Origin of the sequence: Filimonas lacunae (assembly GCF_002355595.1) — a bacterium.
Taxonomy (GTDB): Bacteria; Bacteroidota; Bacteroidia; order Chitinophagales; family Chitinophagaceae; genus Filimonas; species Filimonas lacunae.
On sequence record NZ_AP017422.1, the window covers coordinates 1889994 to 1913449 of the forward strand.

The following is a 23456-nucleotide window of genomic DNA, read 5'->3' on the forward strand; positions in this document are numbered from 1 at the left end:
TACTAAGAAGCTATACAAACAAACATTGCCCGGGAACACAGCCGGAGAACAAGAGAAATAATAACTGCAATTTTTAACCATAACTAACACAAATGACGCTCATTGCTCTACTACGGCGCAACATTAATAGTTGCGCCCTGCAAAAAATGCTGATCACTATGAAGCTAACTGCCTTTTTTCTACTGATGGTTTGTTTACAGGTAAATGCCCGCACGTTTTCGCAAAACGTAACGTTCAGCGGCAAAGGACAGGTATTGCGTCAACTGTTTAACGCCATTGAAACACAAACAGGTTATGTGGTGGTATACAGGAAAGAGCTGATTGATAAGGCTGGCCCTATTGCTATTGAAGTGAAGGAAAAGCCACTGATAGAAGTGTTGAATATGGCATTGGCCAATCAGCCTTTAAAATTCAATATTGAAGAGAAGACCATTTTTATAACGGAAAAGCAACTAAAGGAAGCGGCAGAAGCCCAGCAAGCGCAAAGCTTGCAAAGCCGCTATACTGCCGATATAGATGTGAAGGGGCTTGTGGTAGATGATAACGGAGTGCCTGTACATGGCGCCAGTGTAATGCTGAAAACTACCCGCCGCGGAACCGTAACGGATGAAAAAGGGGAGTTTACCCTGAAAAGTGTTGCCGAGGGATCGGTGCTGCTGATTGCGGTAACGGGTTTTAAACCCAGGGAATATGTGGTGAAATCTGCAGGCCCTGTTACTATTACTGTTGAAAAAGAAGTAAAAGCGCTGGACGAAGCAGTGGTAACGGGTTATAAAACTATCAAGCGTGGTAATGTAACCGGGGCTATCACTACCGTGAAAGTAGATAACATTAAACAGGCCAGCTTAGGCACTTTAGATAAAATGTTACAAGGCCAGGTGGCGGGTGTAGCTATTGAAAACACTTCTTCCACCTTTGGTACGGCTCCTAAAATACGTGTGCGTGGCAGTTCGTCTATCTCCGGTATTAACGAACCGCTTTGGGTATTGGATGGTGTGCCTTTAGAAGCGCCGCTGAACATTGTACCTTCTGAGTTATATGGTGGTAACGCCCGTAACCTGCTGGCCAGTGCTTTAAGTAGCGTAAACCCGGATGATATTGAAGATATTACCGTGTTAAAAGATGCTACTGCTACAGCTATGTACGGTACCCGCTCAGTGAACGGGGTAATTGTGGTAAACACCAAACGCCCTAAAAGCAACCAGCCTACCCGTGTAAACTATACCTTAAACACTACGTATAGCCTGAAACCCAGCATCCGCGATTTTGATGTATTGAACTCCAAGGATCAGATTGAACTGAACGAGGAGTTGTTCCAGGTTTATCAGAACAGCCTGATGAACTTTACGGCCAGCACTACTGGTGCTTACTCTAAAACATTAGACTTGTATAACAGGCGTGAACTGACTAACCAGCAATTCAGGGAAGCGGTAAGGGATTTGAAAGTAGAGAATACTGATTGGTTTGATGTGGTGTATAAGAACTCGTTGATGCAGCAGCATTCGGTAAGTGTGAGCAACGGCGGCGAAAAAAACGCCACCCGTTTATCTTTCAGTTATTATGGCGATCCGGGCAGAATGCGTGGCGAGAATACCAAACGCTTAACAGCCAACCTGGTAAACACTATGAAGGTGACAAAAGACTTTTCGGCGGAGATTATGATCAAGTACGCCAGACGCGGCCAGAATAACGCTGGTACACAGGTAAACCCGTTTACATATGCCAGGGATGCCAGCCGTGCTATGAAGCCTTATGCTGCCGATGGTAAATATGAGTATTACAAAAAAGGATATGCCGATTTTAATATCCTGGAAGAAATAGATAATAACTATATCCATTTAAATAACAATGATTTTACGGCACAGTTAAACCTGAACTACCAGGTGTTGCCTAAACTGAAACTGACCACTTTATTCAATACCCGTTATTCAGAATCTACTATCGACGAAATTCAAACGGAGTATTCCAACTATGCAGGCCAGTTTAGAGTAAGTGATTTCAGGTTGCGTGAAAATAGCGAGCGTTTGTATAAGAGTCCTGATGCACCTTCTTACGAACTGCCCGGGGTAGTGCTGCCGGAAGGGGGTATCCTGGACAGGGAAACTGCTTCTTCCCGTTTTTACACACTGCGTGGGCAGTTAGAATGGATTGCGCTGGACAAACACGATCATCGTGTGGAGTTATTTGGTGGTATGGAAATTACCCAGAATAAACAGAACACGAATTTTGCCCGTAACTATGGTTACAGAAGCGAAAGCAAAACATTTGCTTCTGCACCGCTGGCTTATGAGCGCCTGCTGGTAAGTACTTCACTGCCATCCGATGAATTGCGCATGTACAATGGCCGTAACCTGTTGCAGGGTACTTCTGCCTATGTTACCGAGTTTCAGCGTAATGCTGTATCGTTTTTCTCTACTATGGCTTACACCTATAAAGGTAAATACGTGTTAGATGGTTTTTTACGTAACGATGCCACTAACGTATCGGGTGCCGCTTCGCGCAAGCGCTTTTTACCCACCTGGTCCGTAGGGCTTGCCTGGAACATCAGCCGTGAAGACTTTATGAAAGGGGAGCACAATCCTATCAACGACATGCGCATCCGTGCCAACTATGGTTTACGGGGTAACGCGGGTTTAAGAGGCCCTGACCTGTTGGCTTATTACGAAAATCTGATTCGCCAGTATCCGGGTTATAATTCTACCGGTGTAACAGTGGTGGAAGCAGAAAACTCTGCACTGGAATTTGAGAAAGAGTATTCTATCAGCGGTGGTGTTGATTTCAACCTGTATAAGCATTTTGATATTAGCTTAAGCTATTACCGCCGCTCTAACTTCGACCTGGTGGGCTTACGTCCGGTACAGCCTTCTTCCGGCTTTGTTAACAAATTGTTTAACTGGGCCGATATGAGGAATGAAGGATATGAGGTATCTGTTACCGTGCGTCCGGTTACACTGGTGGGCAATGTAAAATGGTCAGGTCAGTTTAACGTAGGTTATTCTAAAAATACGGTAGTGAGCGATTACCAGGGCAACAACCCTTCGGTGTTTAATGCTGCGGTTTCTTCTGGCTTTGCTTTGCAAAACCGTCCGTTAACAGGTTTGTATTCTTTCCGTTTTGCGGGACTGGACACAAGAGGTTTACCTACTTATTATAATTCTAAAAACACAGTAGTGCGTTCTTTTGTGGATAGCGACAGGGATTTAACCAATGTAGAATACCAGGGTAGTCGTGATCCTTTATACTCCGGTGGTTTCTCTAACAATTTCATGTATAAGAATCTTACCATTGGTGTTTCGTTTGTGTTCAATGCAGGGCATGTGGTACGTAAGGCTGACTTTTACCGTGGTGGTACTATCACCAGCCTGTACCGGGATGATTTGAATTCACCAGGTGATTATGCGTATCGCTGGAAGGCTACCGGCAACGAAAAGTTTACCAATATTCCAAGACTGATTTTACAGGAAGACATTAACGACTACAACAACCAGGGCTATTTTAATGCTTCTATTTTCTCAGCTTATAACATGAGTGATATACGTACTATTAACGCTTCTTACCTGCGTTTAAGAAACGTTACTGCACAATATAACCTGGGCAAAATTGCTAAAAGGCTGCATATGCAAAACCTGGCATTGGGTGTAGAAGTGAGTAACCTGGCTGTATTTGCTTCCGGCAAATTAAATGGTATGGATCCTGAAACATTGTTAACGGGTTTAAACACGCCGCCTGTAAAGTCTATCACCTTTAACCTGGCAGCCACTTTTTAATAGCAGTTTCTAAATTGTTCAAGAATGAAAAGTAAATACATACAATATATCGCGCTTGTGCTACTGCTGGCAACAGGTGCTACTTCCTGTAACAAATTCCTGGAAGAACCGGTAGATAACCGTACACTGATACAAACATTGCCGGATATGGAAAAGGTGTTGAACTCCAACCTGCCTTATTCCGATCATCATTTTACCGATCTGATGACAGATGATTATGTCTTCCGCGACTTGTCGGGCCATATAGTAGCATCGGCTACCGATGCCTTACTGCCTATTTTTGAGTTTGCCTGTAACCGGGAGAATATTTCGTCTAACCAGTATCTGTCATCCGGTTTTAACCCGGTAACGGCATTCAGAAGGTATTACTATTGCATGGTTAATTCATTGCTGGTAATAGACAGGGCCAAAGCCTACCCTAGCAGGAATGCACAGGATGAAGCGCGTGTTAAAGTGATACTGGGCAGGGCAAAAGCGATACGTGCTTATTGTAATTATATGCTGGTGAGCTTATTTGCTAAACAGTATAATGCTTCTACTGCTGCAACAGATGTGGCGGTGCCTTTTATAGAAAAGTACAACGGGGAAGCTATAGTGCCCTATGCCACTACCACTGTTGCTAAACTATATGATGTAATAGAAGACGACCTGTTGCAGGCTTACAGTCTGTTACAGGAGGAGGATGTAGATGGTGATCCTTTCTCATTTGGTGTAGATGCGGTGCTGGCTTTGTTAAGCAGGGTATACCTGAACAAGAAAGATTGGGACAACTGTATTAAATACTCTAATATGCTTATTGACCGCAGACCATCTGTGCTGAACGTAAGAAAATTACGTACAGAAAATACAGACTATGCGGCTTATTCCGGCTTATATTTTGATCCGGCTAACAAATCGGATATTTTAATGGGTAGCAACACTTACCAGTTAATTGCCTATTTCTTTCATGGCTTTTATCCTTACCCTGCGTTGCAGTTAATGCAGGCTAACAGTGCCGATCCCACTAATAACTATATCATTCAAACCAGTCCTTTGTTCCGGGATTATGTACCTCAGAAGTTTGGTAAGTTCTTCAACAGTTCTACCCGCAACTTCAACCTGCCTTTGTTAACAGCGGATGAAGTGTACTTTAACAGGGCAGAGGCTTCTATTGAAAAGAACAATGGTATGAACAGCGTTGCTATTGCCGACCTGAGCTTGCTGATAGATAATCAAACATTTACCACTGCCGAGGGGAATAATAAGAAAAGCCAGCTGGCAGGCCTTACTACCCGCAAACCAGCTATTGATATGTTGTTGCTGATTAAGCGCATTCGCTTTAGCAGTGAGGGCATGCGTTGGTTTGATATACGCAGGCATAACATTGCCGTATCGCACCTGGGTCGCTCAGGCACTTATACCGTAAGTAAGGCAGAGGACTATGTGATTAAGCTGCCGCTGGAAGAAATAACCCGTAACATGGGATTAAATTAACCATTACCAACACTATAAATAATAACGTATGAACTATAAATACTGCCTGTTATCCCTGCTGCTGCTTACAGCCAGCGTAGGATGCCGGAAAACAGAAGCAAAACTATCAGCAGAGGTAGAGCCTGCACCCACTTTTGACGAAAGCACAGAACTTGGCCGCAAGCGTAAAGAAATGTTTGATAAATACGGTGTATTGTTTGAATATGAATGGAACCGTTATGCATTTGCCCCTAACGTAGTGGCCGACCCTGCTAAAGAGGAAGATGTATTGCCTTATATAGAGCTGGTAGATGAATTGTTTTTTAAAGCGATGGATACCGTTTCCGGTCCTGGCATTACCAGTGTAAAAGAAACGCCGGTAACCATCATGTTAATAGGTAGTGGTATTAACTACGGAGGTAGTGAAAGTTTTGGCGAAAGCACGGCAGGCCAGGCAGGTAACATTCAGCCTAACCGTTTAACCCTGGGAGGACTTAGTTCTTTTGGCCAGGTATTGCGTGCCAAAGGAGCAGATGCGGATGCGGATTACTTCACTGCTATTTACGATCAGGCACCCAGCAGTTTTCCTGCCGATGCAGGTTTGGTAGGGTTTGTGTATCACGAATACACCCATTACCTGGATAGCAAACACCAGATACCGGATGGTTTTGAAGTGCCTGCCCGCAAAGAATATCTGAGAGGTAGTGATCAGTATAAGTCAGTATCACTGACACAAGCTATAGCCAAAGGCTTCTTTATCCCTTATGGTATGCAAAATGAGCATGAAGACTTTGCCACCTACGTGCAAACGATCATATGGAAATCGCAGAGTGTGTTAAACAGTGTGTACCTGACCAACCCGGCTACCATTGAAAAGTACAGGCTGGTAACAAAGTATTTTGACAAGCTGAAAATACCTATCGATAAGTTAAAGGCCTACCTGAACCAGCAATCGGTAAAAGACAGGTTGCTATTGCTGAAAAGAAAATACGAATAACACTAAATGCAATTACCATGACAATCAAGATATATAAATGGAGCAAAGCGTTGCTGGTAGCAAGCCTGGTGTTGGCTACATTCAGTGCCTGCGAGAAGAAAGTAGATAATACGGTGCCACCAGAGGAGCACACCATACAGAAGGATATTAAGGCCACTTTTGATATTATCAGTGCAGAAAACAAAGAATGGGTATGGCCTATGACCCTCGGTTCAGAACAGTTTAATGATGAGTCGATGGGCTTTGTGACTAAATTTAGAAAAGACTCTACTGCAGATGCGCTAGCCATCTTCAAAAAATCAACCTACGATCAGTTGGTGGCAGCCATAGCCACGGGTAAACTGGATGTAGATACGGAGGATCTGGCTTCTCAGTTAGCGGATATTTTTAACGGCTACCCAGACTGGTACCTGCGCGACCTGCTTTTCAATAACACAGCGAATGCCTCGCTGGTTACTTATACAAAGTATGTGTTACCTAACTTTCAGTATTTTAATCCCATTTATATTGCGGATGCTGAAAAGGGATTTCGCTATAATGTCAACGGACCGGTACAGTTGAGCCTTACGTTTACCAATACCGAACTGTTTCCCTTGTTGAAGCAGGAAGGGGTATTGGACTTTGATTTCCGCATTTTCTCTTTTGCACCGGAAAAGATTGATTTAAATGGTTATTATACCAGCAATACCAATAAGGAGACTTCTTTATACTCAGCAGCTACCAATTCCACTGCTTTGTTTGCAGCGGGTTCTAACCTGTTTGTTCCGGAAGCCAGTTTGCGTATAGGCAATTGCTCTATCAAAGCCAATGGCGCTACGGTAGCTGTGCCTGCCGGATATACCGGTTTAAGCCTGTTTTACAGCTTCTACGGTCAACAGTTTATTCCTGGCGCTGCACAGTTTGGTTTTAGCCTGGTAAGTAGTACTGCCAACGTTCCGGCAGCTTTAAAAGCTTCTAACTTCTACGTGGTAAAATCTGCTTATTCAGGCGATGTAAACACCGTTCCTGTTGGAACGGTACTGGTGTCGCTGGCGGGTGTTAACAGCACTGGCGAGTTGGATGGTAAAGTGGTGGAGTTTATTAAAAGCTAGAAATGTAGGTTGTGGTTATATTGCAAAGCCGGGCATTTGTCCGGCTTTTTTATTTAGTGTAGTTGATGTTTATGCCTCTTGTGCCGCAAAATAGTCCGATACATTCCTTACAATATCATGTATGCGGGCATGGTAAAATCCAGCGCCGTTCATGCTGCCGCATTCTACAATATAATAGCCATCACCGCACTGGCATATGTCCATTACAAATATATCGTGCGGGGTGTATTCCAGGGCTCTGGCTTCGGCAAATGCCTGCACTTCGGGTGGGCAGCCTTCCTGCTTACTGAGTTTAAAATACCGGCGGTATTGCGATGCGGCTACCATCTTTTTATTAACCATCCATAACCGCCATTCACAGGCGATATTCCAGGGTTGGGCTACTACAATCTTAGTATCGGGTGTTAGCCCGGTATCTTCGGTCTGTGTTAACTGCTGGTACCAGGTGGTGAGTTCATCAAAACGTTTTACACCACCAGAAAATGATTTACTGTCATCATCCGGACGTATAAACAATTGCTTGTCGCCAGGCCAGTTAGCATTGAGGAATAGTTCACGAAACGTGGTAACGGTGGCGCTGTGATTAAGCATATGGCTTCCCCAGTGATACAGGTAGTTTTGAATGGAAAAGGATGCTTCATCAAAAAATAATCCGGGTTTCAACTGTTGGTCTTCATAAGCCAGCCTGTTGAAGGTGGTTGAGCCATATATAACAGACCTTTTTTGCTTATCAAAATCGGGTAGGGCGTGGGTGAAAGGAATAATGTCCAGCCCGATAAAAGGAATACCCAGGGCAACACAACTATTGTGCAGGTGTGAATAGTCTTCGTGGCTGGTGAGATTGCGCTGTACCACCCATTGAATGTGGTTATATGTTGTCATGAATAATCAGGCCCATTTGTGCGCAAAATAAGAAATCCCCTCGCTTGTTGCAAGGGGATTTACCTGTGCGTGTATCGGGGGGCTTTATTCTACTATTATCTTTTCTACACTGATGTTATAGCCTTTGCTGCCCGTTCGGCCATTACGTTTATCTGTCCAATACCAGTTTTCTCCTAACACCGTTACCTGTAAAGTATAGGTGCCGCGCGGTAGCGATGGGCTGGCAAAAGAAAGGGTAGAGGTGGGGTATTGAGAATACATGTCAACCGTTGCATGCAGTATTTGCTTGTCTTTACTGTTGCGTAGGGTTATGCCGGCATAGCCACCATCGGGCCGTGCCAGGCTATATAATAATATACGTGTGCCTGTAAAGGTTGTGGTAAAGGTGTTGCCTTTTATGGCAGCGCTGCGCACAGCTAAGGTGTCTTGCTTCCATTCTCCTGTATAGGCGATTTTTTGGTCGGCGGCCTGGATGGTTTCACCGGTGATGGGCAGGGCTGTTACGGCGCTGTTGCTGGCTCCGGGCTTCCAGGCGGGCAGGTATTGCGGAAGGAATAAAGAATCGCCCTGTACGGTAAAGGGCTGCCATACATAAGTGGCGGCAGAAGCTTGTTTGGGATACGACCAGCGATCGCCCATAAACATATACAGGGTATCTTGCTCACTTTCAATGGGTAGCACAAAAGTGGTTTGCGAATTCCAGGTAAGGGTGCCGGCAGGTGCAAAAGTTCCTCGCTGTGTCCAGGGACCGCTGAGTGAACGGGAGGTGAAATAGTAATTATCGTTACGTTCCCAGCCGGTGAGGTGCGAGCCCAGGAAATAGTACAGGCTGTCTTTGCGGAATATAGCGGGCGATTCAAAGCCGCGTTCCATGGCTTTATTTACCTGTTCGGTAACCGAGGTGAAATCGTTACTCAGTTTATAAATGTCGCCGCCATGCAGCAACACATATCCAGTGCCATCTTTATCCTGAAAGGTGCCCATATCCCATTTTTTGATGGGCTTGCCGTTGAACAGCAGGGGGCCTTTAAATAGATAGGGGCCGGTAATGCGTTTGGCCGTGGCATAGCCTACAAACTGATCTTTATAGCCGATGGTATCTACGTGCATATACATGATAAATTCGCCAGTAGCGGGGCACTTCATTACTTTAGCACGTTCGCCCACCCTGTTAGGGCCTAATTTGCCGGATGGTTGCTGTGGCAGGGCTATGGATTCAAAGGTCCAGTTAATAAGGTCGGGGGAAGAATAGCAGTTAAAACCCACAAAGGCATTACTGGTATCACTGTGCCGTTCGCCAAACAGGTAATACCTGTTCTTTTCTTTAATAATATTAGCACCGTGGGCGCTTACGGCATTGCCCTTGTCATCCAGCCATGGCGTGCCTGAATAGATAGCATTGTATTTTCCGGGAGCTTGTGCAAAGGCAGGTTGCATAAACAATAATAAGACAAGCGTAAGCGGCGCAATTCGTTTTGCCAATGTAGGAATGTTTTTAAAATTGTATTGGTAATCAGGCTATTCACGCTCAAACCTGCAAGTGTTGCCAGGCAGGTTTGGAAGTGAAACCGGTTCTTTGGGGAATAGATCGGAGAATTGGCACAAAGTTTAAACTATAATTGCCGGAGATATTTTTTAGTTAATTTATAATTAGCATCTGTTAAATAATAGTGCAGTTGGTTTTTTTTTAATAAATAGTTTTACTAAAATGCGGTTTACATATTAAACGGCTTAATCGATTGCTTGAAACTATTATTTATTAAAAACTGACTGTTTATGCGACGGGTACAACCTATTACAGGCATGGCGAAAACATGCTTTATCTCGCTATGTCTATGCTTTCTCATGCTGGCATCCCAGGCACAGGAAAAAAGAAAACTGACAGGGCACGTTCAGGAAGCCAATGGCGCACCGGTTATCGGGGCCACCATACAGGACGGGAACGGTAAGCACCTGGCCCAGACCGACAAAAATGGCGACTTTACTATTGATGTGCTTAGTACCCTAAAAAGTATTAAGGTAAACTACGTAGGGTATAAACCATTATCTGTTGCGGTAGATAAGCTGGGTAAAATTGTGTTAACACAGGCATCCGCTGCTTTGGATGATGTGGTGATTGTGGGCTATGGCACCCAATCGCGCAAGAAGGTAACAGGCGCTATTTCTTCTTTAAGCGGTGATGTTATTAAAAACACGCCTGCCGTAAGTTTTGATGCCATGTTGGAAGGCCGCATACCTAACGTAAGTGTGCAGTCCAGTTCGGGCGAACCGGGGGCTAAAACCAATATTATTATACGGGGTTCTACCAACGTAGACTATGGCAACGCCAATGGGGGTAATACCCAGCCTTTGTATGTGATAGATGGAGTAATATTTGATTTGAATAACATGGTGGGCTCGTACTCGCTGGCTAACCCGTTAAGCCTGATTAACCCCAACGATATTGAAACGATTGATGTATTAAAAGATGCTTCGGCAGCTGCCATTTATGGTGCCCGGGGTGGTAACGGGGTAATTATTGTAAAAACCCGCCGTGCACCTTCCAACCGTCCGCAGGTGAGTTTCAATGCGTATGGGGGGCTGGTTACCTCACCCAGGCTTATGTCGGTAATTACGGGTAATGCCGAGCGTGGGGCCAAGCTACAGTTATTAAACAGCCAGTTGGGCTATGGAGATATTTACAATGGTAATATTCCCATTCAACTAACCGATAGTTTAAACCCGGCATTTAATAATAGTGTAGACTGGCAGGGTATGTTGTTACGGGAAGCTACTTACCTGAACAATGAAGAGTTAACTGTGGCGGGTGGCTTTGATAATAAAAATAACTATCGCTTTGGCATTAACCACTACAACGAGCAGGGGGCTGTGCGTGGGTATGGTATTGACCGTATAGCGCCCAACCTGGATTTGCAGTTGAACCCTGCCCCTAAAATGTCGGTAGGCTTAACGCTGCAAATGTCAAAGGAGCGACGTAATCACGGTGCTGGCATTGCGGGTAACCCGTATTTGTTCACCTCCTGGGTGTTTCCTACTTCTTTGGCCCAGCTGTCGCAAAAGCTGGTGGAATTATATTCCGGGAAGGGCAACCGGTTTGATGATAACAACCTGTTCTTATACAATACCAGTGTGCGCCTGACGGATACCATCACCCGCGATCTGTCACTGACAACGGTGTATGGTATGAATAACACGATAGACAAATACGCGTATTTTTCGCCCAAAGAGTTGAATGGTATTCAGAATGTGGCTTATGATATTTCTGCGTCCAACCCTAACTGGACCTGGGAAACCTACGCGCAATATTTTAAGCACATAGGCAATCATAACCTTGCGCTGGTGGGTGGTTTTTCGGCTTACCAGGCAAAGCAGTACTACACCAGCAGTTCTGCGGCGGGTATCAATGTATCGGGCGTGTATACGCTGCAAACGGTTCCTGCAGGCGCTAATCTGAATACGTATTCTTCTATTCAAACCAAAACCACGCAATCGTATTATGGCCGTTTCGATTACGATTACAAAGGCAAATACATGCTGGCGGGTTCGTTAAGAAGGGATGCCAGCTCTATCTACAGCCGCGATCATCGCTGGGGTACTTTCTATGCCGTATCGGCAGGATGGAATGTGGCAGATGAAGCATTTTTCGAGCCTTTGAAAAAGGTGGTGAATACATTTAAAATACGCGCCAGCTATGGCGTTACCGGGCAAGATCCTGGTTCGTGGTATGCCAAGTACCAGCAGTTATATGCTGATGCGGGCTTTTACGGAGCCACCACAGGTTCGCTGGGTGGCACGGCCACAAGTCCTTATTTAACCGGAACGCCCTCTACCTATAATGGCACTACGGTGGTGTCGCCCTATCCGTTTGGTAACTGGTATAGCAGCAGCGCTACCAAATCGAGCAATGATGTGCGCTGGGAGCGTTACCCGCAGCTGGATATAGGTGTGGACTGGTCTATGTTTAACAACAGGGTGAACTTTGTAGTGGACTGGTATCAAAAAGATTCAAAAGATAAATATTTATGGATGATTCCGGCAGGAGCTACCACGGGGTATGCTTACTATTCCGGTAACTATGCCGATTTAACTAACCGTGGCTTAGAAATTTCGGTAAACACCAACAACATGGGGCCTAAATCGGATTTCCAGTGGAATACCAACTTTAATATCTCTTTCAACGATGGGTTTATTACGCGTTTGCCCAATGGGGGACAGGATTTGTTATATGGTGAATCGTGGTGGCAAAAAACGCTTTCTATGGGCGAGCCGTTGTTTACCTACCGCGATTATATTACCAGTGGTGTGTATGCTACGGAAGCCGATGTGCCTACTGACCCTATCACCGGTAAAAAGATGACTTATATGGGCTCGACCATGCACGCCGGGGATAGTAAAATAATAGATCAGAATGGTGATTATAATATCAACCTGGATGATAAAGTAAATACGGGTAAAAGTGCTATGCCGCGTGTTACCGGTGGTTTTACCAACACGTTTTCCTATAAAGGTTTCAGCCTTTCGATATTCGCCAATTATTCGCTGGGTAATTATTTAATCAATGGTACTTTTTCTGATGCTTTAAATGGTAGTGGTGCTTACTCAGCCTGGGGCAGCGTGGCTGGCCCGGCAGGTGTATACAGTAATATGCTCAACCAGTTCTGGCAAACCAGCGGCGATCAAACCACGTATCCACGCCTGGTGTATGGCACTGGCAGCACTGCGCAGGACCCCTGGAATGTGGCCCGGGACTATTTCTTAAACAAAGGCGGGTATTTGAAAATTCAGCAGATAACGGCGGGTTATATATTGCCTAACCAGTTGGCGAATCGTTTACATGTAAGGCGTATTCGTGTGTATGCTTCTGTCAACAACGTGCATACGTTCAGACAGTCTAAAGCGCTGGTTGATCCTACGGTGTTTGATTATACCACAGGATCGAGCAACGTTACGTATCCTACCAGTGTAAAAACAATTGTAGGGTTAAATGTCGATTTGTAAAAACACTTACCTGCACTCATTTAAAAATTGCTACAATGAAACGGAGAAATATATATTACTACCTGTTGCTGGCTGTGGTGATGCACTGCACCGCCTGTAATAAGTTTTTGGACCAGGAGCCTGTAAGTGCCGTTACAGACCCTACTTCCTGGAAATCGGACGATGATGCTAATTCGCAGGTAGCGGGTTGCTATTCGTTGATACGGTCGGCTTTTAATGCAGCCTGTTCTTTTTATACCTATGGCGATTTGCCTACTGACTATTGGGGGGATGTGGCTAATGGTGATTATAAAAACATGTACTCGGTTAACTGGGCCATTTCGGTGTCTTATGCTGCTACGGGAGATCCCAAGTTGAAATTGAGGGTGTGGACTCCTTTTTATACTTCTGTTCAGCAAAGCAACCGTTGTATCCATTATCTGCAACAGATGCCGGATGAAGCTTTTGCCGGGGATACCCGCAAAGAGCAGCAAGCCCGTAGAAACAAGTACCTGGCCGAAGCTAAGTTTTGCCGTGCCTTTAATTATTTCTATATGAGCCGTGTATGGGGCGATGTGCCACTGGATACTACTTACCAGGATGATATTTCGGCTATTACCAGCGATCCGCGTGTGGCACAGGAAAAGGTGTTGCAGGCTGCTATCAGTGATTTAAACGATGCCCGTAAATGGCTGGATTATAAAGACGGAATTGCTGCCGATCGCGCGGTGCGTGCCGATAAAGGTGCCGTGTTTACTTTGCTGGCGCATATCTATGCCTGGAAAGGCGCTTACGACAGTTGCCGCATGGCTTGCGATTCGGTGATCCTGCATGGAGGATATGCATTGGTAAACGGAGCCAGCTATCCATCCATATACAGCGGCCAATCTGCCGAGAGTATTTTTGAAATAGCGCAAAGTGCTCCCACCGAAGCTATGAGCACGGATGCAGATGGTAGTATTGCCAAGTTTACATTGGCTACTCCTTATTTGCCTAACATAGCTACTCCTAACTGGCAAATCAGCGCCAATATGCTGGGACAGTTGTTTTCCGATACCACGGATAAAAGGTATGTAAGTGAGTTCACGTATGTAAACTCCGGTTCTAACAAGTTTTACTATTGCACCAAGTATTCTAATATTTCTACTGTGTTGGCGAATAATGTTACCTATTATTTGTCGAAGAATAATATTGTGGTGTTCAGGCTGGCAGATATATACCTGTTGCGTGCAGAAGCCAATGCTGCGGCAGCGGCGCCGGACTACGGTGCGGCAGTTGCCGATATTAACAAGGTAAGAAGCCGTGCCGGTGTGAAGGAGTTTCAGGTAGCAGATATAGCCGGAAGAACTGCCCTGATTGATTCTGTAACGGCTGAAAGAGGCCGGGAGTTGTTTCTGGAAGGAAGCAGGTATTACGACCTGGTGCGTAATGAACGCTTAACCGGTGTGAGTAAATTTTTATTTATCACTCATGCTGAGTTTCTGAAAGGGAAATATTATTGGCCGGTAGATCCTTCTTTAATGATTACCAACACCGGGTTAAAGCAAACGCCTTACTGGCAGCAACTGTTAACCAACTAGCATTTTTGTTCACCACAACTTGATACAATGAAAATGAGAATATATACAGCAGGCAGCTTTCGTTTCTGGATGGGAGTATTGGTAGTAATGCTAAGCCTGGCTTCATGCAAAAAGGACAGTTACCGCACAGATGGCGGACTGGCTTCGGCCAATACTTCGCTAAGCACCTACGATTACCTGGCAGCGAATGCGTATCACTATTTTGACACCCTGCTGCTAATTGTAGATCATTTTGGGCTGAAGGATTCTGTGAATAAGGCAGGTTCTTTTTTCGCACCTACTGATTATGCCATACAACGGGTTATGAGCGCGAATAACATTGTTACGTTAGAAGATTTATATGCAAAGATCAATTCCAAATTTTTAACGCAGTACATGTTTGCGGATGCTTCGCTTACATTGGATAATGCTACTACCACGGTACAAACGCACGAAAACTGGGCAGGTACTGAAGTGGGCATTTCCAAGCTGGCATCTTCGTACTATGTGGCTACCACCACCTTTACTTATTACACCTTGCAGTATGTTAAAATAAACGGTGTATTAGATGGTAGTCCCGATGCTCCTGCCAATGACGAAACCGATGCTATACTCAAATGCCAGACCACGGGCATTAAAACAGCCACGGGTACCAATTTGAATGTGCTGGTGAATAACGCAGCGTTAAACCTGATAGGTGACAAATTGCCTACCGAACTGGATTTGTTGTACAATGTAAACGTGACGCAGAGCAGTACTGATTATACCTTATCGCCGGTGCAACTGGAATCGGATAAAATAGCCGGTTTCTTTGGCGTAGATGCCGCTACTATTGGAGATATGATCAATGCCGGAAATGCCGACTGGAAATATTATGCGTTAGAGCCTAATGGTAATTTAAACAGCGGTTATACTGCCAATGCTCCTGGCTTTTGGTTTGATAAAAATGGCTATGTGGCTAACTGGGGCGATGACGCTTATCTTTTTGCAGAATTTACACCGGGTACTTTTATCGTGAATGTGGGGCAATATCCCGATCACGCTAAAGTGGGCGACACCTATACGTTGAAGCAGGTGATTGCCTATACCAAGTCTAACGGAACTGTATTATCGGTGATTATCACCATTCATGTAACACTTGTATAGTGCTACTATCAGTTAACATTTAAAACGGCTACTATATGCGTAAGCTTACTATAAAAAAAGTGATGGGAATATCCGTTATGCTGTTGGCAGGCATAGCGTGTCAAAAAAAAGTGCGCGGTTATCTGAGCGATGATATTTTTTACACGGTAAATCCGTTTGAAGTACAACAGGGGGTTACCGCTGTTTCGGGCTCGTTGGTACTGAACGGTTCTTCTGCGCCTTTGCATGTGGAACTGGCTGCTTTGCGCGATGCAGATGGTAACGATGCGGATAGCATATTGCGCACACCGCGTTCTATTAAAACGTTTAAAGGCACACTCGATTATACCGATTCTACACTGGCGTTGTTCAACGCCAAGCTGAACGACAGCCTGGTGCGTCCTTTCAATATTGCAGATATTGGCGGGCGTTTGCAGTTTACGGCTGCAACCACTTACGTACCTGCGGGAACGTATAATATGGACCTGGTGGTATCTAATATCAACGGTGAGAAATACCTGAAAGATGCCTGCCAGATAACTATTAAACCTGTTGCTGAGCCTTATAAAATCAACTGGCGTCGTGTGCAAATATGGGATGTTACCAAAACTACTGTGTTGCAGGGGTGGGATAATGATGCCAATTGCCCGGTGGATGTGCAATATGTAAGTGGTACCGAGCAGGCTGCTATTGTATACAAGTTTGTTGATAAGAACGGAAAAGCTTTTAACCCTAAAAACGGGGAAGTAAAAGCCTGGTCAACCAGTTTACCAACCTTACATAACTGGGCACCGTACTATCCTTTGGTGCTTACCGATTCAACATTAGTGCAACAACTGCCTTATTCGGGTTTAGCCTTTCCTTATTACACCAATGTGTTACTGGATAACGGGCAAACTTTACCTGATGTTAGCTGCCGCTTAGACTACCAGATATTTAACACCACTGAAACAAATGTGGTAAAAAGTATGACTTCACTTACTTATGGTATTACCAGTGGTACTTATTATGTAACAGCTCACCTGAATACTATTACACACCGATAAATCCCTAAACTATTTCTATATGATTAAAATCGGGTTTTTATGGGCACTGTTAATGGCGGGTTTTGTAAGCACACAGGCACAGCAGCTGTTAACAGGCACGGGGTATGGCAGCATGGCGGGTAAAGGCGATGGCTGGGGCGATAGCCAGCCGGTACTGGCTTTTAACGGCATCGCCACTATGGGTAACCAGGTGGATTTTAACACAGGCGATGCCAGTAACATGCCCTGGATAGGGTTGGCGTTAGCGGCACCTGCACAGATAACAAAGATCCGGGTTTTGCCCCGGCAGGAGTATGCTGTATCGGGTAGTGGCGACACTACCTGGAGTAGCTGGATGTATCAATACCTGGAAGGAGCTAAGTTTCAGGCTTCGCAGGATTCTTTATTTACCAACCCGGTAGATCTGGCTACGGTAGGTACTGTTACCAACAGTTACTGGCAGGAGTTTGCCATCAGCAATCTCAACAGTTATAAGTATGTGCGCCTGCTCAATACAAAAACATTCATCACTTTCACGCAGCTACAGTTTTATGGTATTTCATCGGCTGCGCCTGCCACAGGCAAAACCATTTACATCCCCAATGAGTGGAAAATAGCGGCTAATAACATTCAATGGGATTCTACCAACAGAATGAAGCAATCTCCCAACTGTGTGGTATTCTGGGGGCCACTGGCAGGTAATGATCCTACGCAGGCCACGAATACCGCCTTACGTTTTGAGCCGCAAAAGATTCTGGACTCCATGGAAGCCGTGTATGATTTTCTGATGGACTCCATGAAGATAATACCAGATGCCGGCCAGTGGGCTAAATACAAACTGATAATAGTAATGAATAACACCTGGCGCGATGGATTGTATACCGGCTGGGCCTATGGTGGTAATTACGAAAACCAGGCCCCCGCTATGTGGGTTGATCCCGGTGTATTCAAAGACAATGCCTGGACAGCTACGCATGAGTTTACGCACACCATTCAATCGATGATTACGGTAATGTATCCGGGGCATGGATACACCAATACTAACTCCGGCTTCTTTTGGGAAACGCATGCCAATTTCATGGCCTTTCAGCGTTACCCCACGTTTGCTACCGCAGCCGATATGCCCAGGGCTATTAACTTATCCAGCTACTTTTTAGGATCGGGCCGTAAGCATTACGCACAGTTTTACTTTCTGCAACAGTTTAAGGATGATTATGGTATCGACTTCGTTTCGCGCCTGTGGCGGGAAGCCAATGCCACGGCAGCAGAAACACCACTGGAAGTGGCTAAGCGCCTGCTGGGCATGGATCAGACTGCGTTTAGCGATTACATGATGCGGTATGCGGCAAAAAGCGTGAAATGGGATTTCTCTAATAAAAACTACCTGGTGGCTTCTGAAAAATCATTAGACAGGGTGTGGAAATTTAGAAAAACTGTTCTACTAGATTCACTGGGCGAGGGGCATTTTGCTATCCCCGATAACCAGGCGCCACAACAGTTTGGCTTTAATATCGTACGGCTGTATCCGCAGGCGGAAGATGGCTGCCAGCAGCCTTATGTGTATATGAAGTTTAAAGGGCATGTGGATGCCAATGCTTCCTCCGGCTGGCGTTATGCTTTTGTAACAGTAGATTCCACCACCGGCAATTCTGTATTTAGTGACTTCTATAAAGAGGACGCCGCTGAGATCATATACAAGCTACCCGCCAACACCTCCGAAACCTACCTGGTAGTAATGGGGGCACCTACGCAAATGCACTTTCAAAAGAGTACTTTGTTTGAACCCGGCTTTCCAAAAATTTACCGGTATGCCTGGGACATACAACTGCAAGGGGCGGTGCCGCAGGGTTATGAAAAAGGGTTTAGAAGTGCCGATACCACCGGCCTTACAGGTGCCAGACATGCCAACGGCGGCGGCTGGGTAGCCAGCACGGCTAAGGTAGATGCTACTTCTTATGTGGCACCCGGTGCTTTTGTACTGGACCGTGCCAGGGTTACCGGCAACGCACGTGTTGAAGGCCGTGCAGAGGTGAGAGATGATGTAACCTTATCAGGTAATGCGGTAGTGAAAGATTTTGCTATAGTGGGTGGTAACAGCGCCATTTCGGGCAAGGCTGTTATTGGCGGCGCTGCTACTGTTTATTATTCTAAAGTATCAGATAGTGCTTCGGTAAGTGAAGGCGCTTTTCTGCAATACAATAATTTGTCAGGCGGAGCCAAAGTGTATGGTAATGCTTTCTCTACCGGTTCTACCAGTTTATCTGGTAACATTAAAATAGGCGGTGATGCAGAAATAGGAGGTACCTGTGCTAAGGGAACCTACCTGCAGTGTTTAGGCATTACAGATGGCACCAACACCCGCACGGAGTGTGATGGCTTGGATAACTCACCGGTGAACACGGATGTGAACCAGGCATACACGGCGTTTGATGATGCTACTATGTCGTTTGCTAAAGTGGTGGCGTGTGGCGATAGCGTAGGGAAGGCTTCTTTACCACCTGTGATTATTTTGGACACCAATTCCATTACCGTACAGCTGCCTGTTAACAGCGTTTCGCTGCATGCCGTAGCGAGTGATCCGGATGGTACAGTAGTGGCTTATAGCTGGAAAAAGGTATCTGGCCCGGATAGTTATGCCTTTGCGGCGGCTACAGAAGCCGGCACAACGGTTACCGGTTTGGTATATGGCACCTATGTGTTTGCATTAACAGCCACAGATAACACCGGCACTAAAAGCACGGCAAGGATAACGGTATATGTGTTGCAACCCAACGATGCGCCGGTGGTTGCAGTAGATTCCGGCATAACAGTTACGTTACCGGTAAATTATCTAACCCTGTGGGCAACGGCCAGTGATGCAGATGGATATATTGATTCTGTACGGTGGTACCGGGTGGCTGGTGATGCCCGATGCTATATTGTTACCCCTGGTAGCTTATCTACCACGGTTCGCAATTTGCAGGAGGGTGTGTACCGGTTTGCTTTGCGTGCTACGGATAATAAACAAAAAGCGGCTGAGGATTCTATAAAGGTTACCGTATTACCTGCAGTTGCTACCAGCACAGAAGAGGGCAACTATACCACCTTACATGTATCGCCCAACCCTGCCAGTGGAATCGTGCATCTTACCTTTCCTGTTGTAACAGGAGGGAACATACTGATATATGATAGTAAAGGAAGCACTGTTTTTACCAAAGCATTGGCTGCCGGTGCAGTATCGGAAGAGGTGAATGTGAGTGCTTTGCATGCGGGTATGTATTATGTGCAGGTAGTTACCCGCAACAGTAACAAGTATACCGCTTCTATGGTAGTAGTGCGTTAAGCCTTCCCCTGGGTTTATGATATAAAAAATCCCCTTGCTTTGCCGCAAGGGGATTTTATTTTGTCTGCCAGGGGCTATGGGTTTATTACCTGAGCCCTTTGTTCAGTAATGTGCATGTGTGATTTTTAACCGCCAAATACTACGGTTTCAATAGCACTCATTTCTCCCACATCTTCCTTGCCGTCGAAATAGCGGGCAGAATATTCCCTTATTTCTGCCTGATGAGCTACTGAAAGCGGACGTGCATCGATATAGGGAGAAGTTTTATCATTACCCAGCTTTTCCCAGCCGTTGGTGCCTTTAAGGCGGCTGTAAATGCTAATGCTTACCATTTGCTGGAGGTTAAAGCTAATTTCCACTTGTCCGGGGAATACCCGGGGAGTAATGGTAGGGCGAAGGTCTTTTGGATCTACGGAGGTTACAGTTCCTACAATGCCTAAAGCGCCACCTAATGCATCTGTGTAATCCTTGTGGGTTTTCATACGTGCAGCGTATCGCGCAATTACCTGTACATCTGTTTTGCGACTCTGGTTTTTAGCTGCTACTGCATTTTCCAGCTCGCGTTTTTTGGCTTCCACTAATTCCACAGATGTTTTATAACTCATGGCTGCTGCTTGCACTTCGGATACTTCCGTTGCAGTCAGGCCTAACTGAGGGCCTACAGTGGTTACGGTTTCATTTACGTTGCCTGCCCAAACACTGGCTTGTGCATCAATAGTAGGAACGAAATAGGTATATGATTTCATAATTATTTTACTTTTTCAATATTTTAATAAATGGCGCGGCGGACTTTGATCCCTTCCTAAGCTTTCCCTGTTTTGCTGCGCAGTAACCGGTTAAACAGGTAAGCTTATTAAGGGCGAACGGCCGTTCTGTTTGTTTGCCGCTGTTGACGATGTAAAATTGCGGAGAGATGAAAAATGTACAAAACCTGTGTCACAGGTGTGTTGGCCTCAAACGCAGTGCTGGCGCGGAAAAATCATTTTAAAATAGTAAAAAAGAAAGTTAGAAGATATAGCGAATGTGTTTTATGTGGAGTGATAATCAATTGTGTACGGTTTTTTAAAAATATAATTTGTACAGGTTAGACCCATGTTTTTTTCTGAAACTCATACTGTACAAGAGATACAGCGAACATATTATGTATTTGTAAATGCTTTTGGGGCACTTTTTTTACTGTGGGGATCATCCCCACAGTAGCCAGACTCATCCCCATAGTAGTGGGGATGATCGCCACAGTAGCTAAATTCATCCCCATAGTAGTGGGGATGATCGCCACAGTAGCTAAATTCATCCCCATAGTAGTGGGGATGATCGCCACAGTAGCTAAATTCATCCCCATAGTAGTGGGGATGATCGCCACAGTAGCTAAATTCATCACTATAGTAGTGGGGATGATCGCCACAGTAGCTAAATTCATCGCCATAGTAGTGGGGATGAGCCCCACAGTAGCTAAATTCATCGCCATAGTAGTGGGGATGAGCCCCACAGTAACTAAATTCATCACCACAGTAATGGGGCTGATCCCCACTGACCCGTCCTAAAAAAACTTGACAGTAGAGAGCAGTTAATAATAAGTAGTTGTTGCAAGATAAAATTTAATTCTAACATCAGTTTACAGGGGTCTCAGTGATCCTATCCTGATCTGTCAGGATGAGCGCATAAACCTGCTGTCAAAAACAGGATTCTCAAAATCCTGTTTTTTGTTACGTTCCAGCCAGCTCATCCGGGCTTCCTTAACAGGCTTGCGCTTAGTCCTGTTTATGATAAACTTAATCCTGTTTGGCGTTACAGAGCTTCCCTAATCCTACGTTGCTTACTTCTAAGTCCTGATTCTTAATAATATGCTTACTGTAAGTCCGCCAGTTCCTTTTGATTATTCCGGTTAGTTCATGTGCCTGGTCCGGCGTCAGATAACTTAAACTATCATGGGGTCTGCGGCTGTTGTATAAGTTTACGGCAGCCTGTACAGCTTTGGTGGCCTGAACTAGATCTTCAAACTCTTTATTAAGACTATATTCATGCTTTAGAATACCGTTAACCCGCTCTGCTATTGCATTCTGATAGGGATCTCCTTTATGACTCATACTAATATTGATCTGATAGTTTTGCAACTGTCCAACATAATCAGAACAGCAGTATTGTACACCGCGATCAGAATGGTGTATGAGCATGTTCCGCCCAGGCTGCTGTTCATTTAAAGCCATGTTTAGCGCTTCTATGCTTCCACGCGCTGCCAGATTAGGCCACAGGCGGTAGCCAACTATTTTACGACTAAAAGCATCAGTTACAAGACTCAGGTAGCAAAAGCCTTCTGATACTCGCAGATAGGTAATATCACTAACCCAAAGTTGATTTTTACCTGTTAATATCAAGTGCTGTATTAAGTTATCATATTTACGGTAAGGATGGTTGCTATCGGTGGTAATAGCACGCCGTCTGCGATGACGGATAAGCAGGTCATAGCGTTCCAGCATATCAAATAGAGCATCACGGCCCATTTTAATTCCATGCGCCTGTAGCTGAGGTTCCAACAGATAGTAGAGCTTACGGGTACCCAAGCGAGGTTGTTCCTCCCGTATTTCTTTCACCATTTTTACTACAATAGAATCTGTCATTTCCTGCTCAGCCTGGGTGCGTGTAGCATAATACCAGGCTTGACGGGTCTTGCCAAACACTGTACAAAACTGACCTACCCCAATATGAGGGTGCAGTTCTGTAAGCAGGTTCACTGTTTGGCACCAGGCTTTTTTCGGATGGGAATTTTGAGATCATTTTCCGCTACATCAATGAGCGTTTCGAGGGCAATATTCTTGATCTCAGCGTGTTCAAGCTGCTTTTGAAGCAGTTTTACCTGCTTCTCTAATTCTTCCAGCTTCTTTTTTTCCGCTTCAGTCATTGCAGGTAAAGTTACTACCTCAGGAGGATATTGCTTACAAATCAAACGAATCTGTGTGTCGCTTATACTCAATTCAACCGTTGCCTGAGCTACGCTAACGCGTCCATAATGAATCTCACGCGCCAGCCAGCGCCGAAAACTTACTTCGTAATGATTGATACGGGGATCATCACTCAGCTTCACCCCAATTACGTTTTTAAAACTCTTGATCTGACTGTTTTTAGCCATCTTCTTTTCAGATTTAGGCTCTTAACTGTCAAGCTATTTCAGGACGAGACACACTGTAGCAAAATCCACCTTTATATATTGATGGGTGGGGTTATTTTGTAAAGCGTGTCGGTAAACGTGGAGTAAAGAAAA

General features: G+C 45.1%; 15 protein-coding genes. 10 read left to right on the top strand and 5 right to left on the bottom strand.

Going from position 1 to position 23456, the window contains the following annotated elements; all coding sequences use genetic code 11:
• The first annotated feature begins 92 nt into the window (after positions 1-92).
• The 4 genes from FLA_RS07540 to FLA_RS07555 are packed head-to-tail and all read left to right on the top strand — an operon-like array spanning position 93 to position 7307.
• Entirely contained in the window at positions 93-3767 is a 3675-nt protein-coding gene (locus FLA_RS07540) for a SusC/RagA family TonB-linked outer membrane protein (RefSeq protein WP_084206285.1), read from the top strand.
• A gap of 24 nt (positions 3768-3791) precedes the next feature.
• Positions 3792-5240, top strand: a complete 1449-nt coding sequence (locus tag FLA_RS07545; protein WP_076379871.1) for a RagB/SusD family nutrient uptake outer membrane protein — start codon at positions 3792-3794, stop codon at positions 5238-5240.
• Positions 5241-5268: 28 nt separating this feature from the next.
• Complete coding sequence (locus FLA_RS07550) at positions 5269-6216, top strand: putative zinc-binding metallopeptidase (protein WP_076379870.1); 948 nt, start codon at positions 5269-5271, stop codon at positions 6214-6216.
• Between the two features lie 17 nt (positions 6217-6233).
• A complete protein-coding gene (locus FLA_RS07555; RefSeq protein ID WP_076379869.1) occupies positions 6234-7307 on the top strand; it encodes a hypothetical protein in 1074 nt (357 codons plus the stop codon).
• 69 nt (positions 7308-7376) lie between these two features.
• Here FLA_RS07555 and FLA_RS07560 read toward each other — a convergent pair whose 3' ends face one another.
• Positions 7377-8189, bottom strand: coding sequence for an ATP-grasp domain-containing protein (locus tag FLA_RS07560; RefSeq protein ID WP_084206284.1), 813 nt, complete (start codon positions 8187-8189; stop codon positions 7377-7379).
• 84 nt (positions 8190-8273) lie between these two features.
• Complete coding sequence (locus FLA_RS07565; RefSeq protein ID WP_231940405.1) at positions 8274-9671, bottom strand: family 43 glycosylhydrolase; 1398 nt, start codon at positions 9669-9671, stop codon at positions 8274-8276.
• Positions 9672-9965: 294 nt separating this feature from the next.
• On the opposite strand from FLA_RS07565, the gene FLA_RS07570 reads away from it, so the two are divergent.
• From FLA_RS07570 to FLA_RS07590, 5 genes are read left to right on the top strand one after another with little or no spacing between them, the layout of a single operon-like run.
• A complete protein-coding gene (locus tag FLA_RS07570) occupies positions 9966-13187 on the top strand; it encodes a SusC/RagA family TonB-linked outer membrane protein (RefSeq protein ID WP_197705870.1) in 3222 nt (1073 codons plus the stop codon).
• Positions 13188-13222: 35 nt separating this feature from the next.
• Complete coding sequence (locus tag FLA_RS07575) at positions 13223-14746, top strand: RagB/SusD family nutrient uptake outer membrane protein (RefSeq protein WP_076379866.1); 1524 nt, start codon at positions 13223-13225, stop codon at positions 14744-14746.
• Positions 14747-14773: 27 nt separating this feature from the next.
• Complete coding sequence (locus FLA_RS07580; RefSeq protein ID WP_084206283.1) at positions 14774-15871, top strand: DUF4859 domain-containing protein; 1098 nt, start codon at positions 14774-14776, stop codon at positions 15869-15871.
• Positions 15872-15906: 35 nt separating this feature from the next.
• Positions 15907-16896 (top strand): hypothetical protein, encoded by a 990-nt coding sequence (locus tag FLA_RS07585; RefSeq protein WP_076379864.1) that lies wholly within the window; start codon positions 15907-15909, stop codon positions 16894-16896.
• Between the two features lie 19 nt (positions 16897-16915).
• Positions 16916-20197 carry a DUF6055 domain-containing protein gene (locus tag FLA_RS07590; protein WP_076379863.1) on the top strand — a complete coding sequence of 1094 codons (3282 nt, stop codon included), beginning with the start codon at positions 16916-16918 and terminating at the stop codon, positions 20195-20197.
• Between the two features lie 125 nt (positions 20198-20322).
• Here FLA_RS07590 and FLA_RS07595 read toward each other — a convergent pair whose 3' ends face one another.
• A complete protein-coding gene (locus FLA_RS07595; protein ID WP_076379862.1) occupies positions 20323-20943 on the bottom strand; it encodes a hypothetical protein in 621 nt (206 codons plus the stop codon).
• A 432-nt stretch (positions 20944-21375) separates the two neighbouring features.
• Between FLA_RS07595 and FLA_RS31125 the strand changes: the two genes are divergently transcribed.
• Complete coding sequence (locus tag FLA_RS31125) at positions 21376-21741, top strand: hypothetical protein (protein WP_148666362.1); 366 nt, start codon at positions 21376-21378, stop codon at positions 21739-21741.
• A 228-nt stretch (positions 21742-21969) separates the two neighbouring features.
• Here the strand turns inward: FLA_RS31125 and FLA_RS07605 are convergent, their stop codons facing one another.
• Both FLA_RS07605 and FLA_RS07610 read right to left on the bottom strand, forming a co-directional pair.
• Complete coding sequence (locus FLA_RS07605) at positions 21970-22929, bottom strand: IS3 family transposase (RefSeq protein WP_096510712.1); 960 nt, start codon at positions 22927-22929, stop codon at positions 21970-21972.
• On the bottom strand, positions 22926-23324 hold the full coding sequence (locus FLA_RS07610; protein ID WP_076383029.1) for a hypothetical protein: 399 nt from the start codon (positions 23322-23324) through the stop codon (positions 22926-22928). Before FLA_RS07610 ends, FLA_RS07605 begins: the two co-directional genes overlap by 4 nt.
• Between the last annotated feature and the right edge of the window lie 132 nt (positions 23325-23456).

Bases quoted from the DNA above. Each gene is read 5' to 3' on its own strand.
- FLA_RS07540 (WP_084206285.1), top strand. From the start codon at position 93: ATGACGCTCATTGCTCTACTACGGCGCAACATTAATAGTTGCGCCCTG.
- FLA_RS07545 (WP_076379871.1), top strand. From the start codon at position 3,792: ATGAAAAGTAAATACATACAATATATCGCGCTTGTGCTACTGCTGGCA.
- FLA_RS07550 (WP_076379870.1), top strand. From the start codon at position 5,269: ATGAACTATAAATACTGCCTGTTATCCCTGCTGCTGCTTACAGCCAGC.
- FLA_RS07555 (WP_076379869.1), top strand. From the start codon at position 6,234: ATGACAATCAAGATATATAAATGGAGCAAAGCGTTGCTGGTAGCAAGC.
- FLA_RS07560 (WP_084206284.1), bottom strand. From the start codon at position 8,189: ATGACAACATATAACCACATTCAATGGGTGGTACAGCGCAATCTCACC.
- FLA_RS07570 (WP_197705870.1), top strand. From the start codon at position 9,966: ATGCGACGGGTACAACCTATTACAGGCATGGCGAAAACATGCTTTATC.
- FLA_RS07575 (WP_076379866.1), top strand. From the start codon at position 13,223: ATGAAACGGAGAAATATATATTACTACCTGTTGCTGGCTGTGGTGATG.
- FLA_RS07580 (WP_084206283.1), top strand. From the start codon at position 14,774: ATGAAAATGAGAATATATACAGCAGGCAGCTTTCGTTTCTGGATGGGA.
- FLA_RS07585 (WP_076379864.1), top strand. From the start codon at position 15,907: ATGCGTAAGCTTACTATAAAAAAAGTGATGGGAATATCCGTTATGCTG.
- FLA_RS07590 (WP_076379863.1), top strand. From the start codon at position 16,916: ATGATTAAAATCGGGTTTTTATGGGCACTGTTAATGGCGGGTTTTGTA.
- FLA_RS07595 (WP_076379862.1), bottom strand. From the start codon at position 20,943: ATGAAATCATATACCTATTTCGTTCCTACTATTGATGCACAAGCCAGT.
- FLA_RS07610 (WP_076383029.1), bottom strand. From the start codon at position 23,324: ATGGCTAAAAACAGTCAGATCAAGAGTTTTAAAAACGTAATTGGGGTG.